The sequence below is a fragment of the Dietzia sp. 111N12-1 genome, assembly GCF_001658045.1.
In the GTDB taxonomy this organism is placed as follows: domain Bacteria; phylum Actinomycetota; class Actinomycetes; order Mycobacteriales; family Mycobacteriaceae; genus Dietzia; species Dietzia kunjamensis.
Genome location: NZ_LSSV01000026.1, coordinates 33,604 through 46,863, shown reverse-complemented (window position 1 = coordinate 46,863; position 13,260 = coordinate 33,604). Strand labels below are relative to the sequence as shown.

The following is a 13,260-nucleotide window of genomic DNA, read 5'->3' as shown; positions in this document are numbered from 1 at the left end:
CTACCAGCAAGGACAGGCTGTCCTGCGTGCCCGCCTCAGACGTTGAAGTACTTGGCCTCCGGGTGGTATAGCACGAACGCGTCGGTCGACTGCTCGGGATGTAACTGCAGTTCCTCGGAGAGTTCGACGCCGATGCGCTCGGGCTCGAGCAGATCGACGACCACCTTGCGGGACTCCAGGTCGGGGCAAGCGCCGTAGCCGAAGCTGTACCGGGCACCCCGGTACTTGAGGTTGAAGTACTCCTCGATGCTGTCCGGGTCCTCGTCGGAGACCGTGCCCTCGGGCAGGCGGAGTTCGTCGCGGACCCGTCGGTGCCAGAACTCGGCGAGGGCCTCGGTGAGCTGCACGGACAGGCCGTGTACCTCGAGGTAGTCCCGGTAGTTGTCCGCGGCGAACAGCTCGTTGGCGAAGTCCGCGATGGGCGTGCCCATGGTGACCAGCTGGAACGGCAGCACGTCCACCACTCCCTCGGCCTCGCAGCGCTCCTTGGAGGCCAGGAAGTCGGGGATGGCCAGGAAGCGCGGTCGCTGCTGGCGCGGGAACGCGATCTTGTGGAGCACCTCGGCGTCGGGGCGCGGCTCGGCGAGCACCCAGATCTCCTCGCCCACCGAGTAGGCCGGGAAGTAGCCGTACACCACGGCCGAGTGGGACAGGATGTTCTCGGTGGTCAACCGGTCGATCCACGAACGCAGGCGGGGCCTGCCCTCGGTGGCCACGAGCTCCTCGTAGTCCGGCCCGTCGCCGCTGCGGGTGCCCCGCAGGCCCCACTGACCGAAGAACAGGGCACGCTCGTCCAGGTGACCGGCGTAGTCCGCCACCGGGATCCCCTTGGCGATCCGGGTCCCCCAGAACGGAGGGGTCGCGATCGGCTGGTCGGCCGCGACGTCCGACCGCTCGGGGACCACGACGGGCTCGGCCTCGGCGGCGCGCTTGGCGGCGATCCGCTCACTGCGAGCGCGGCGCTCGCGGCGTTCTTCGGCCTTGGCCGCGGACTCCGACGACTGCGACATCGGGACCCCGGTCCGTTTGGACGTCATCACCTCGTCCATGAGCCGCAGGCCCTCGAACGCGTCCCGCGCGTAGAACACCTCACCCTGGTACATCCCGGCGAGGTCGACCTCGACGTAGGACCGGGTCAGCGCGGCGCCGCCGAGCAGGACCGGGAACTCCCCGGCGATCCCCTCCGAGTTGAGCTCGGCGAGGTTGTCCTTCATCACGACGGTCGACTTCACGAGCAGGCCGGACATGCCGATCACGTCGGCCTTGTGCTCGCGGGCCGCGGAGATGATCTCCGAGATCGGCTGCTTGATGCCGATGTTGACCACGTCGTAACCGTTGTTGGACAGAATGATGTCCACGAGGTTCTTGCCGATGTCGTGCACATCGCCCTTGACCGTGGCCAGGACGATGCGGCCCTTGCCGTCCTCGTCGCTGGCCTCCATGTGGGGCTCGAGGTGGGCGACCGCGGCCTTCATGGTCTCCGCCGACTGCAGGACGAACGGCAGCTGCATCTGGCCGGACCCGAAGAGCTCACCCACGGTCTTCATCCCGCCGAGCAGGTGGGTGTTGATGATCTCCAGAGGGGGGATCTCCGCCATCGCGGCGTCGAGGTCCGCCTCGAGTCCCTTGCGCTCGCCGTCGACGATCCTGGCCGACAGCCGCTCCATGAGCGGCATCGCGGCGAGCTCGGCCGCGCGCGCGTCCTTGGCGCCGGCCGCGGACACGCCCTCGAACAGCTCCATGAACACCTGGAGGGGGTCATATCCCTCACCGCGACGGTCGTAGACCAGGTCGAGGGCGACTTCCCGCTGCCGCTCGTCGATCTTGCTCATGGGCAGGATCTTGGAACTGTGCGCGATCGCGGTGTCCAGACCCGCCTGGATGCACTCGTGCAGGAACACCGAGTTGAGCACCTGGCGGGCGGCCGGGTTGAGGCCGAACGAGATGTTCGACAAGCCGAGCGTGGTGTGGATCTTCGGGTGTGACCCGGTGAGTCGGCGGATGGCCTCGATTGTCTCGATGCCGTCGCGGCGGACCTCCTCCTGGCCGGTCGAGATGGGGAAGGTCAGACAGTCGATGATGATGTCCTCCTCCGCCACCCCCCAGTTACCGGTGAGGTCGGAGATGAGCCGCTCGGCGATCTCGACCTTGCGATCCGCGGTCCGGGCCTGGCCCTCCTCGTCGATGGTCAGTCCGACCACAGCCGCGCCGTGGCGGGAGACCAGCTGCATGATCCGCTGGAAACGGGACTCCGGCCCGTCGCCGTCCTCGTAGTTGACCGAGTTGACCGCGCAGCGGCCACCCAGCTTCTCCAGACCGGCCTCGATGACACCGGGCTCGGTCGAGTCGAGCATGATCGGCAGCGTCGAGGAGGTCGCGAACCGGCCGGCCAACTCCTTCATGTCGTCGGAGCCGTCCCGGCCGACGTAGTCGACACAGAGGTCGACCATCTGCGCACCGTCGCGCATCTGCTCCTTGGCGATGTCCATGCAGGTGTCCCAGTCGCCGGCGAGCATGGCCTCGCGGAACCGCTTGGAACCGTTGGCGTTGGTGCGCTCGCCGATCATCAGGATGCCGGCGTCGGCGCGCAGGGGGGTCGAGCTGTACAGCGAGGCGACCGCGTTGACGGGCTCCACCCGACGCTCGGCCTTCTCGCGGCCCAGGACCTCGTCGCGCAGGCGGGTGATGTGCTCGGGGGTCGTTCCGCAGCACCCGCCCACCATCGACAGGCCGAACTCGGAGACGAAATCGGCCACCTGCGGCGCGAACGCGTCGGCGCCCAGGGGGTAGACGGCGCCGTGCTCGCCGAGCTCCGGCAGTCCCGCGTTGGGCATGACCGACACGGGGATCCCGGCGTGCCGGGACAGGAACCGCAGGTGCTCGATCATCTCGGCCGGACCCGTGGCGCAGTTGAGGCCGATCATGTCGATGCCCAGCGGCTCCAACGCGGTGAGGGCCGCGCCGATGTCCGAGCCGAGCAGCATGGTGCCCGTGGTCTCGATGGTGACGTGGGAGATGATCGGCAGCCGCCTGTCGGCGGCGGCCATCCCGTCCTGGCACCCGAGCACCGCGGCCTTGACCTGGAGCAGGTCCTGGCTCGTCTCGATGAGGTAGGCGTCCGCGCCACCGCGTGCCAGCCCCTCGGCGGCCTGGGCGTAGGCGTCCCGCATTTCCTCGAAGGTGGTCTGCCCCAGGGAGGGCAGCTTGGTGCCCGGCCCGAGGGAACCCAGCACCATCCGGGGGGTCCCGTCCTCGGACGGACCCATTTCGTCGGCGACCTTGCGGGCGATCGCCGCGCCCTTCTCCGCGAGCTCACCGATCCGGTCGACGATGTCGTAGTCGCCCAGGTTGGACAGGTTGCAGCCGAAGGTGTTGGTCTCCACCAGATCGGCGCCAGCGGTGAAGAACGCCCGGTGGATGTCCTCCACGACGTCCGGACGTGTGGCGTTGAGGATCTCGTTGCAGCCCTCCAGGCCCAGGAAGTCCGCGTCCACATCAAGGTCGACGGCCTGCAACATCGTGCCCATCGCCCCGTCACCGATCAGTACTCGCCGACGGGCGGCATCCAATAAGGGCGAATCGAAATCGACAGACATGGCCCCAGTGTATGGGTGGGGAACAACCGGACGAACGTAGGCTGTACTAATGACTGTCCAATGGAGTCCCGACGGGCATCTCGATCTGGAGAGCCCGGTGATGATCGTGGCCTTCGAGGGCTGGAACGACGCCGCGGACGTGGCGACCGGCACCATCGAACACCTCGCCCTGAACTGGGAGGCCCGCCAGATCGCCGAGGTCGGCGGTGACGAGTTCTTCGACTACCTGGACCAGCGGCCCGTCGTCCGGATCTCGGGTGGGGTGTCCCGCTCGGTCGAGTGGCCCCGGGTGGTGGTGTCGGCGTGTCGACCGGACGGGTTCGCCGCGGACGTGTTGTTGGTGCGGGGGCCCGAGCCGGCCCTGAAGTGGCGCCGGTTCGCCTCGGAGTTCGTCGACCTGGTCGACACCCTCGGGGTGTCCCAGGTGATCCTGCTGGGGGCCTACCTCGCCGACGTGCCGCACACCCGTCCGGTCCCGCTCACCGGCGCGGCGTTCAGCCGGCAGCGGATGGCGACGATGGGCGTCGAACCGTCGGACTACGAGGGGCCCACCGGGATGTCCGGGGTGCTCCAACAACTCCTCACGGAGGCGGGGGTGCCCACGCTGAGCGTGTTCGCGGGGGTCCCCCACTACGTGGCCTCGCCGCCGAACCCCCGCGGTACCGAGGCGATGCTGTCCTGGATCGCGGAGAACCTGGGCATGGCGGTGCCGATGGACGCGCTGCGCGTGCAGGCGCGGACGTGGGCCGACCGTGTCGACGCCGCCGCGGGCGAGGATGAGGACCTCCGCGACTACATCCAGTCCCTCGAGGACCGGATGGACGAGGACTCCGGGGTGACCCCGGGGGTCGACCCGGAGCCCGACCGCGGCCGCGCGTCGGGTGGGGAGGCCATGCCGCTGGTCGACGGCGATGCGATCGCGGCCGAGTTCGAGCGCTTCCTACGGGGCGAGCGGGACGAGCCCGACGCCGGGTGACCCGCGGCCGGCCGGGTCGCGGCACGCGCGTCCCGCAGGCAGGCGTGTGCCGCCGGCCAGGCGGCCCCGCCGGTCAGCAGGTCAGCCGGCCCGGCCGGTCAGGCGGCGGTCGACGGGATGCCGAGAAGAGCGTCCAGGGCGGTCGCGACCGCGACACCGGCGCCCGGGTCCGCCTCGTCACCGCCCAGCGTCGCCTCCGCCCACGCGTCGATCACGGCCAACGCGCCGGGCGTGTCCAGGTCGTCCGCGAGGCGCTCGCGCAGAGCCGTGATCGCGGCCGCCGAGTCCGCACCGGCGCCGCGGGCGACGGCCCGGTTCCACGTGTCGTACCGGAGACGGGCGGCCTCGAGGAGCTCCCCGGACCAGGACCGGTCCACGCGGTAGTGCCCGGCGAACAGGCCGAGCCTGATGAGCGCCGGGTCGACGCCCTCCTCCCGCAGCGCCTGCACGCGCACCAGGTTGCCGAGCGACTTGCTCATCTTCACGCCGTCGAGCCCGATCATCGCGGCGTGGACGTAGAAACGGGCGAAGGGCGCCTCCCCCGTGGCCGCCTCGGCGTGGGCGGCGGAGAACTCGTGGTGGGGGAAGGCCAGGTCGCTGCCGCCACCCTGGATGTCGAACTCCATCCCCAGGCGGTTGCGGGCGATCGCGGAGCACTCGATGTGCCACCCGGGTCGGCCCGCCCCCCAGGGGGAGGGCCAGGACGGTTCGCCGGGACGATTGACACGCCACAGCAGCGCATCCAGCGGGTGTTCCTTGCCGGTTCGGTCAGGGTCGCCACCGCGCTCGGCGAAGGCGACGGCCATCTCGTCGTCGTCGTAGCCCGACTCGTACCCGAACTCCTCGGTCGCGCGGTGGCGGTAGTAGACGTCGGAGTAGCCGTCGACGGCGGGGTCGATGCAGTAGGCGTGACCACGCTCGAGGAGCTCGGCCACCATCTCCACGACCTCGTCGATGGTCTCGGTGGCCGCGACGTAGTCACGCGGCGGGAGGACCCGGAGCGCCTCCATGTCCCCGCGGAACCGATCGGTCTCGCGGTCCCCCAGCTCCTGCCAGTCGACGCCGTCTCGCTCTGCCCGCTCGAACAGCGGGTCGTCGACATCGGTGGTGTTCTGGACGTAGTGAACCTCGTGCCCGGCGTCGAGCAGCTGACGGTAGACGAGGTCGAACGTGAGATAGGTGGCCGCGTGACCGAGATGGGTGGTGTCGTACGGGGTGATCCCGCAGACGTACATGCGTGCGACGGGCCCCGGCGCCACCTCGCGGGCCTCCCCGCCGGCCGTGTCGAACAACCTCAGGGGGGCGCCGTCGCCGGGGACCGAGGGGACGACAGGCGTGGACCACGAGTGCATGCGGCCGAGTCTAGAGACCACGCGGTCAGAAGAGCGGCCAGGGTAAGGGGTAGCCGGGGCCGGGAACGGGGAACACCCGCGTCGCCAGGAGGGCGTCGACGCGATCGGTGAGAGCCTCGACCTCGGCGGAGGAGAGCAGGTCGGACAGGGCCGCGCCGAGGGTGCCGCCCTCTGCCAGGTCGCGCCGGAGACGCTCCAACCCCGCCACGTCGTCGGCGGTGAGGGGTTGACCCGCCCACCCCCACAGGACGGTGCGCACCTTGGGCTCGGTGTGGAAGGACAGGCCGTGGTCGATCGCCCAGACGACCCCCGCGGCGTCGACGAGGACGTGTCCGCCCTTGCGGTCGGCGTTGTTGACCACGTGGTCGAACACCGCGATCCGGCGCAGCCGGTCGTCGGTGCCGTGGGCGACCACCACGTCCTCTCCCCGCGCGCCCTCCCCCCGAAGCACGACTGCCCGACCGCCCGGGACGGCGTCGGCGGGGTGGACGTCGATCGGGTCGTGCCCGGAGCGTTGCTCGCGATCGACCTCCTCGATCCAGCGCTGGGCCATCCCCGGCCCTCCCGGGCCGTGCGCGGACACGGTCTGTGGCACGAGGTCCCAGCCCAACGCCTCGGAGACCGCGTGTGCGGCGATCTCCCGCGCGGCGAGGCTGCCGTCGGGGAAGTCCATCAGCGGCCGCTCGCCCGCCGACGGTTTGTAGACCCAGCTGTCCCCGTGGGCGTCCACACAGTGGTATACCGCGTTGCTGCCGGACGGGATCCGGTACAGCACGGTGAGTTCGGGGCTGACCGGGCGGTCGGTCACGGGTCGATGAGGTCGGTGAGCGTCTCACCGGACCGCGGGAGATAACCGTTGAGGCGGACGCACAGGTGACCGGTGGTGTCGATCGGTTCGCCGCACAGCGGGCACGGGGCACGCCCGGCGGAGACGACCTTCTCGCTGCGGAGCACGAACTGCCGGGCGCGCTGTGGGGTGAGGAAGACACGCAGCGCGTCCGGCGCGTCCTCGGCGTCCGACAGCACCACCGACTCGTCTGTGGCGGACGGGTCCATCGCCAACAACTCCACCACGATCTTGGAGTGCTCCCCGTCCCAGCCGAGCCCCATGGTGCCCACCTGGAACTCGGCGTCGACCGGCATCTCGAGCGGGTCGAGATCATCCACGACGCCGCCGGCGGGCGGGATCGGGACGTCGGACTTGTCGGCGATCTCGTCGAGCAGGTCGCCCATCCTCTCGGACAGGATCTGGGCCTGCTGCTTCTCGCACCGCACTGATATGGTCCGGCCCGCCTCGGTGGCCTGGACGAAGAAGACGCGCTCGCCCGGCTGACCGACCGTGCCCACCACGAACCGGGTCGGGTCGCGGAACTCGTGCACTGCCCTGCTCATGCGGGTGGTCTCCTCGTGGGGTGGGTGGTGGTGCGGATCATCAGGCTACGTTCCCGCCGGGGACGGCGTCCGAGCTGGCGTGCCCCGCCGTGGCGTCGCCGACCCGGCCGGCCGGGTCCCCGCGGAGACCCGCCAGGTCGCCGCCGGTGTCGTTGACCCGGAGCACGAACGGGCGGTGTGGCGTGTACCGCACCACGGACACCGATGCGGGTTCCACCACGATCCGCTGGAACTGGTCCAGGTGCATCCCGTAGGCGTCCGCGATCACCGCCTTGATGACGTCGCCGTGGCTACACGCCACCCACAGCACGTCGCGATCCGCCTCGTCCGCCAGGCGCTGATCGTGGCGACGGATGGCGGTCACCGCCCGACCGGCCATCCCGGCCAGGGACTCTCCGTCCGGGAAGACCGCCGACGAGGGGTGCTGCTGGACCACCGACCACAGGTGCTCGGAGGCGAGGTCCTTGAGCGGCCGGCCCGTCCACGAGCCGTAGTCGACCTCGACCAGCCCCTCGTCGACCAGCGGCTCCACGCCCAGCGACCGCGCCAGGGGTTCGACCGTCTGACGGCACCGCATGAGGGGCGACCGGACGACCGCCTCGACGGGCAGTTCCCCGAGCCGACGGCCGAGTTCCGCGGCCTGGGCGTGGCCGGTGTCGTCGAGGCCGACCCCCGGTGTACGGCCTGCCAACGTGAGGGCGGTGTTGGCGGTGGATCGGCCGTGCCGGAGCAGGATGACGGTCATACGGGAAGATTACCGACGGCCCGCCGGGTCGGTCACCGGCCGGGCGGCGGCCCCGGTCAGGTCGCGGGGATCGTGCCGGTGCCGAGCAGGATCATCACCAGGGCGCCGAGGAGGATGCGGTACCCGGCGAACCAGGCGAGCGAGTGGTTCTGCACGAACCTCAAAAGCCAGGCGATGGCCGCGTACCCGATGACGAACGCGATCGCCGACCCCACGAGGAGCTGGAATCCGCTCGCCGACTGCCCCACCGACGGTTCGAACGCGTCGGGGAGGCTGAACAGGCCCGAGGCGAGGACTGCGGGGATGGCCAGCAGGAACGAGAACCGCGCCGCGGCCTCGCGCGACATGTTGAGGAACAGGCCGGCGGAGATCGTGCCCCCGGAGCGGCTCACGCCCGGGATGAGCGCCAGACACTGGGCCAGCCCCATGACGATCGCGTCCTTCATCGTCAGACCCTCGAGCGATTTGGCGTCGACGGGGCGGTCCTGCCGGCCGAACCTCTCGGCGAGCAGGAACACGAAGGAGAAGACGATGAGCACGATGGCGGTGATCCAGAGATTCCGCGCGGCGTCACGGATGAAGTCCTTGCCGACGAAACCGATGAGCGCGATCGGAACCGAGCCGACGATGACGAACCACCCCAGGCGGTAATCCGGGTCGGCGCGGTGCTCGGAGTCGAACACGCCCCGGAACCAGGCGACGAGGATGCGCACGATGTCCTTGAAGAAGAACACCAGCACCGCGGCCTCGGTGCCCAGCTGGACCACGGCGGTGAAGGACGCGCCTGCGTCCTCGCCGAAGAACCAGGTGGAGAAGATCCGTAGGTGGCCGGACGACGACACCGGCAGGAACTCGGTGAGGCCCTGGAGCACCGAGAGCACGACGACCTGGAGCCAGGACATCCCTTCCGCGGTGGGCGCGGCGAGGACCGATGTGTTCACGTGCGCTGTTTCCTCTCGGGTTCCGGCGGATCGGACGCGGATCGCGTCACCGCACCCAGCGAGAGTAGTCGCCCGGACCTGGACGGTGCCCGAGCACCCGCGTGGTGGACAATGGCGGGCAGTCGAAAGGAACACCGTGCACCGACGTGTCCTCCACCGTTCCGGCATGCCCGCCGCCCTCCTCGCCCTGGCGATCGCACTGACCGCCTGCTCCTCGCCCACCGCGGAGCTCGAGGAGCAGAACAGAATCGCCCAGGGCAACGCCTCCCCCGCGGAGTCGCCGCAGGTCTCCGACCCCGCCGGGGGTGACGTGATCCCGGTTCCCGGCTCGGTCCGCTCCCTCGTCGCGGTGGGTGACCGGGTCATCGCCCGGGTCGACGACCCGCCGTCGCTGGAGATCGGTCGAATCGACGGCACCCGCTGGGTGGAGGAGGACTCCGTGCCGCTGCCCCCGGGTGCCGGCGATGCCTCGGCCGCGCACGACGGCACGGTGCTGGTCCCCCACTCCGACGGCGTCGTCCTGGTGTCGGCCACCGGGCAGGTCCGTGAGATCACCGGGCTGGGCCCGGTCACCGCGGCCGCGCTGACCACGGACGGTCGACTACTGACCGGCACCCCGGAGGGCGAGATCGTCGTGCGCGACGCCGACGGTGCCGAGCAGCGTCGCATCGGCGGGCTGACCGCCGTGGACCGGATCAGCGTCGCCCGGGACGGCTCGGTGACGGCCCTGAGCCGCCCCGACACCGTCATCGCCAGCATCGACCTCGACTCGGACAACGCCGGGCCGCTCCTGCGTGCCGGCAAGGGGGCGGGTCAGCTCGACGAGTTCGGCGAGCGTTCCGTGGTGGCCAGCGACACGGTCGGCGGGACCCTGCTGGTGTACTCGACCTCGCCCGTCCGGCTGCATCAGCAGTTCCCCGTCGCCGCGGCCCCGTGGGCGGTGGCGGAGGACACGTCCAGAGGACTCGTCTGGGTCACCTCCACGGGGACGAACACCGTCCAGGCGTACGATCTCGGCGACGGCGTCGGTATCCAGCGCGCGGACATCCCGACGGTGCGCCAGCCCGACTCGCTGGCGGTCACCGACTCGGGGACGGTGGTGGTCGGTTCCGCGGATGGGGCGGGCCTGCACCTCATCCGACCGACCCTCACCGAGCCGGCGAGCTGATCGCCCAGAAGACCCACGTCCCGCCCGGGGACGTTCACCGAGGAGGACCGTGTACGCACTGCTCAAGAAGGTGCTGTTCCGCTTTCCCGCGGAGCGGATCCACCACCTGGTGTTCGGCCTGCTCAAGCTCCTGACCCTGGTGCCCCCGCTCGGTGCCGTGGCTCGCCGGATCCTGGGTGTGCGGGACCCCGTGCTCGCCCAGGAGGTGCTCGGTCGTACCTTCCCCGGCCCGCTCGGGTTGGCGGCCGGGTTCGACAAGAACGCCGCCGCCGTGGACTCGTGGGGCGCGATCGGCTTCGGGTTCAGCGAGGTGGGCACCGTGACCGCCTCTCCCCAACCGGGCAATCCCACCCCACGCCTGTTCCGGCTCGTCGAGGACCGGGCGATCCTCAACCGGATGGGGTTCAACAACCACGGGGCCGGTAACGCGGCCAACAACCTCCGTCGGCGCCGCAGCAGTGACCCGGTGGGTATCAACATCGGCAAGACCAAGGTGGTCCCTGCGGAGGACGCGGTCCGCGACTACGTTGCCTCGGCGACGATGCTCACGGGTCTCGCCGACTACCTCGTCGTCAACGTCAGCTCCCCCAACACCCCGGGACTACGGGATCTGCAGGCCGTCGAATCGCTCCGGCCCATCCTCGCGGCGGTGCGGGACGTGGCCACGATCCCCGTCCTGGTGAAGATCGCGCCCGACCTGGAGGACGCGGACATCGACGCGGTGACGGACCTCGTGCTGGAACTGGGGCTGGCGGGCATCGTCGCCACCAACACCACCATTTCGCGTGACGGACTGCGGACCCCCGCCGCGGCGGTCGAGGCACTGGGCGCCGGGGGCATCTCCGGCGCGCCGGTCGCCGCCCGGTCGCGGGAGGTCCTCTCGCGGATCCACGGACGCGCAGGCGGCCGCATCGTCATCATCTCCGTCGGTGGCATCGAGACGCCCGAGGACGTCTGGGACCGCATCACCCACGGCGCGAACCTCGTCCAGACCTACACCGGGTTCATCTTCACCGGACCCACGCTCCTGCGCGGCACCAACCGGTTGGTGGCCAAGCGCCTCCGCCAGGGCGGGTTCGGGTCCCTGGCGGAGGCCGTCGGCTCGGCGGTGCGCTGAGCGCTACTGAGCGCTACTGCTCGAAGATCCCCGTCACCGTGCCGCGGGCCAGGCCCTGGCCGAACAGGTTGAACCCGACGAACGCGCACGAGGCGTCGTCACCGAGCTCGATCTCGTCGCCCACCGCGTGGACGGCGAGGATGTAGCGGTGCGGCCCGTGGCCCGCCGGCGGGGCCGCGCCCACGAAGCCCTTGAAGCCGGCGTCGTTGCGGACCACGACCGCGCCCTCGGGGAGGCCCGAGGTGTCGTCGCCCGTGCACGCGCCCTCGGGCAGTGAGGTCACCTCTGCCGGGATGTTGGCCACCGACCAGTGCCAGAAGCCCGACGCGGTGGGGGCGTCCGGGTCGAAGACGGTGACCACGTAGGTCCTCGTACCCTCCGGACCCGCGCTCCAGCTCACCTGTGGCGACCTGTCCTCGCCGCCCTCGACACCCATCTTCCCGCCGAGCTGCGCGGCCGACAGGGTGGCACCCTCGGTGAACGACTCGCTCGTCACCTCGAGGGCCGGTAGATCCGGGAGTGCGGCGTAGGGGTCGGGCACACGGAAGTCGGTCATCGTCATCCTCCTGCGATCGTGGCGGTGTGGAGTGGTCCTCCATCCGGTCACGTCCCTGTCTACCAGCCCTGTCTACCAGCGATGACCCGGCGGTGGGAGCCGCGGCGGGACCCCGATTTGGTCCACGGTTCGGGCATCGGCTAATGTCATTCCTCGCACGACCAAGCCGGACACGAGCCGGTGGAGGTCACCAGTGTGCGAGCGCGAGTGGCGGAATGGCAGACGCGCTAGCTTGAGGTGCTAGTGTCCTATTAACGGACGTGGGGGTTCAAGTCCCCCCTCGCGCACACTGTGTCGAGACAGTAGAAGTGGCCCCGGATCCGTGAGGATCCGGGGCCCACTTGTTTCTGGGTGAGTTTTGCTGGGGAGGTCGCCCGATGGCCCGCACACCCCGCACACCGCCCCCCGCTCAGCAGCAGCTCATCGACCGCCTGCGCGAACTCCTCGTCGATGAGCCGGTGACCCGCGAGGTGTCGATGTTCGGCGGCCACTGCGTCATGGTGTCCGAGAAGATCGCGGTCAGCGCCGGACGGGACGGGTCACTGCTCGTGAGGGTCTCCCCCGACCGGCACGATGAGCTCATGGCCCTGCCCGGCGCGATCCGGGCCGAGATGGGCGCCGGGCGGGACATGGGGCCCGGGTGGATCACCGTGGAGCCGTCGTCGATCGCGACGGACGATCAGTTGGCCGGGTGGCTCGCGCCGGCCCTGGAGTGCAACCGTTCGGTCACCGGCGGGACGCCGTGAGGGCGAGCGCCGGCCGACCGGGCGATGCGGCGGGACGGGCCCTGGCAGCTGCCGCCCGCGCCGCAGACCGGGGCCTGGACGCCCTGGGGCTGGCTCCGCCGCCCCTGGACCTGCCGTCGGAGGTCCGCGCCGATCTCGACGGGTTCTTCGCGGGCACGATCGACCCCACGCCGGTCGTGATCCGCCGCGGCCACGTTCCGGGAGTCCCACACCGGCGTGCGTTTGCGCTGCCGGGCCTGATCTATCTCGGCGCCGACCCCGGGATCGTGGTCATGACCGACCCCGGCCCCACGCGGCTACGGGCCACCCCGACCCTGGTGCACGAACTGACCCACATCTGGCAGGGCCGGTACCTCGGCCCGCGCTACGTGGTGCGGGCGTTGAGCGAGCAGATCCGCCTGGGCCGGCGCGCCTACGACTGGCGGGCGGCATTCGCCCGCGGCGCCCACGACGCCCCCGCCGGCCAGGGCCCGGGCGTGCTGCCCGTGGAGGCCCACGCCCAGCTGGTGTCCGAGGCGTACGCCGCGGGCCACGGCTTCGCCCCCACCGCCGTCCTCTCCGGGCGGGACCATCACCCGCGGGCGGTGGAGCACGTGCTCACCGGGTTGCGTGCCGGCGACGTGTCCACCCTGCGGGGGCGGACGGTTTAGGGGCTGACCACCTCGTCGTCG

The 13,260-nt window shown here is 70.7% G+C and carries 12 protein-coding genes and 1 tRNA gene; 6 read left to right on the top strand and 7 right to left on the bottom strand.

What is annotated here, in order from left to right; genetic code table 11:
- Window positions 1-35: 35 nt before the first annotated feature.
- Window positions 36-3,596 carry a methionine synthase gene (gene metH / locus AYO52_RS05710; protein WP_067714432.1) on the bottom strand — a complete coding sequence of 1,187 codons (3,561 nt, stop codon included), beginning with the start codon at window positions 3,594-3,596 and terminating at the stop codon, window positions 36-38.
- A 49-nt stretch (window positions 3,597-3,645) separates the two neighbouring features.
- Here metH and AYO52_RS05705 point away from each other — a divergent pair, with 49 nt between their 5' ends.
- Entirely contained in the window at window positions 3,646-4,572 is a 927-nt protein-coding gene (locus AYO52_RS05705; RefSeq protein ID WP_067714429.1) for a PAC2 family protein, read from the top strand.
- 98 nt (window positions 4,573-4,670) lie between these two features.
- On the opposite strand, the gene mshC is transcribed toward AYO52_RS05705, so the two are convergent.
- The 5 genes from mshC to AYO52_RS05680 are packed head-to-tail and all read right to left on the bottom strand — an operon-like array spanning window position 4,671 to window position 8,963.
- Entirely contained in the window at window positions 4,671-5,924 is a 1,254-nt protein-coding gene (gene mshC / locus AYO52_RS05700; protein ID WP_067714426.1) for a cysteine--1-D-myo-inosityl 2-amino-2-deoxy-alpha-D-glucopyranoside ligase, read from the bottom strand.
- Window positions 5,925-5,949: 25 nt separating this feature from the next.
- The gene (locus AYO52_RS05695; protein ID WP_067714424.1) at window positions 5,950-6,732 is read right to left on the bottom strand and encodes an SCO1664 family protein; all 783 of its coding nucleotides are present in this window, start codon (window positions 6,730-6,732) and stop codon (window positions 5,950-5,952) included.
- On the bottom strand, window positions 6,729-7,316 hold the full coding sequence (locus AYO52_RS05690) for a DUF3090 domain-containing protein (protein WP_067714421.1): 588 nt from the start codon (window positions 7,314-7,316) through the stop codon (window positions 6,729-6,731). The genes AYO52_RS05695 and AYO52_RS05690 overlap by 4 nt, the downstream gene beginning before the upstream one ends.
- Before the next feature lie 40 nt (window positions 7,317-7,356).
- Window positions 7,357-8,061 (bottom strand): histidine phosphatase family protein, encoded by a 705-nt coding sequence (locus AYO52_RS05685; RefSeq protein ID WP_067714418.1) that lies wholly within the window; start codon window positions 8,059-8,061, stop codon window positions 7,357-7,359.
- A gap of 56 nt (window positions 8,062-8,117) precedes the next feature.
- Window positions 8,118-8,963: an undecaprenyl-diphosphate phosphatase gene (locus AYO52_RS05680; RefSeq protein WP_194307203.1), complete on the bottom strand. Its 846-nt coding sequence runs from the start codon at window positions 8,961-8,963 to the stop codon at window positions 8,118-8,120.
- A gap of 205 nt (window positions 8,964-9,168) precedes the next feature.
- On the opposite strand from AYO52_RS05680, the gene AYO52_RS05675 reads away from it, so the two are divergent.
- Both AYO52_RS05675 and AYO52_RS05670 read left to right on the top strand, forming a co-directional pair.
- Entirely contained in the window at window positions 9,169-10,170 is a 1,002-nt protein-coding gene (locus AYO52_RS05675; RefSeq protein WP_067714412.1) for a hypothetical protein, read from the top strand.
- A 49-nt stretch (window positions 10,171-10,219) separates the two neighbouring features.
- Window positions 10,220-11,287 (top strand): quinone-dependent dihydroorotate dehydrogenase, encoded by a 1,068-nt coding sequence (locus AYO52_RS05670; RefSeq protein WP_067714409.1) that lies wholly within the window; start codon window positions 10,220-10,222, stop codon window positions 11,285-11,287.
- A gap of 13 nt (window positions 11,288-11,300) precedes the next feature.
- On the opposite strand, the gene AYO52_RS05665 is transcribed toward AYO52_RS05670, so the two are convergent.
- Entirely contained in the window at window positions 11,301-11,843 is a 543-nt protein-coding gene (locus AYO52_RS05665) for a YbhB/YbcL family Raf kinase inhibitor-like protein (protein ID WP_067714407.1), read from the bottom strand.
- Window positions 11,844-12,044: 201 nt separating this feature from the next.
- On the opposite strand from AYO52_RS05665, the gene AYO52_RS05660 reads away from it, so the two are divergent.
- The 3 genes from AYO52_RS05660 to AYO52_RS05650 all read left to right on the top strand — a co-directional run bounded on the left by AYO52_RS05660 (window position 12,045) and on the right by AYO52_RS05650 (window position 13,239).
- A tRNA-Leu gene (locus tag AYO52_RS05660) sits at window positions 12,045-12,130 on the top strand.
- Window positions 12,131-12,220: 90 nt separating this feature from the next.
- A complete protein-coding gene (locus tag AYO52_RS05655; protein ID WP_067714404.1) occupies window positions 12,221-12,589 on the top strand; it encodes a TfoX/Sxy family protein in 369 nt (122 codons plus the stop codon).
- A complete protein-coding gene (locus AYO52_RS05650) occupies window positions 12,586-13,239 on the top strand; it encodes a hypothetical protein (protein ID WP_067714554.1) in 654 nt (217 codons plus the stop codon). Before AYO52_RS05655 ends, AYO52_RS05650 begins: the two co-directional genes overlap by 4 nt.
- Window positions 13,240-13,260 lie beyond the last annotated feature (21 nt).

Coding starts and splice junctions, on each gene's coding strand:
- metH (WP_067714432.1), bottom strand. CDS start 3,596: ATGTCTGTCGATTTCGATTCGCCCTTATTGGATGCCGCCCGTCGGCGA.
- AYO52_RS05705 (WP_067714429.1), top strand. CDS start 3,646: ATGACTGTCCAATGGAGTCCCGACGGGCATCTCGATCTGGAGAGCCCG.
- mshC (WP_067714426.1), bottom strand. CDS start 5,924: ATGCACTCGTGGTCCACGCCTGTCGTCCCCTCGGTCCCCGGCGACGGC.
- AYO52_RS05690 (WP_067714421.1), bottom strand. CDS start 7,316: ATGAGCAGGGCAGTGCACGAGTTCCGCGACCCGACCCGGTTCGTGGTG.
- AYO52_RS05685 (WP_067714418.1), bottom strand. CDS start 8,061: ATGACCGTCATCCTGCTCCGGCACGGCCGATCCACCGCCAACACCGCC.
- AYO52_RS05680 (WP_194307203.1), bottom strand. CDS start 8,963: ATGTCCTGGCTCCAGGTCGTCGTGCTCTCGGTGCTCCAGGGCCTCACC.
- AYO52_RS05675 (WP_067714412.1), top strand. CDS start 9,169: ATGCCCGCCGCCCTCCTCGCCCTGGCGATCGCACTGACCGCCTGCTCC.
- AYO52_RS05665 (WP_067714407.1), bottom strand. CDS start 11,843: ATGACCGACTTCCGTGTGCCCGACCCCTACGCCGCACTCCCGGATCTA.
- AYO52_RS05655 (WP_067714404.1), top strand. CDS start 12,221: ATGGCCCGCACACCCCGCACACCGCCCCCCGCTCAGCAGCAGCTCATC.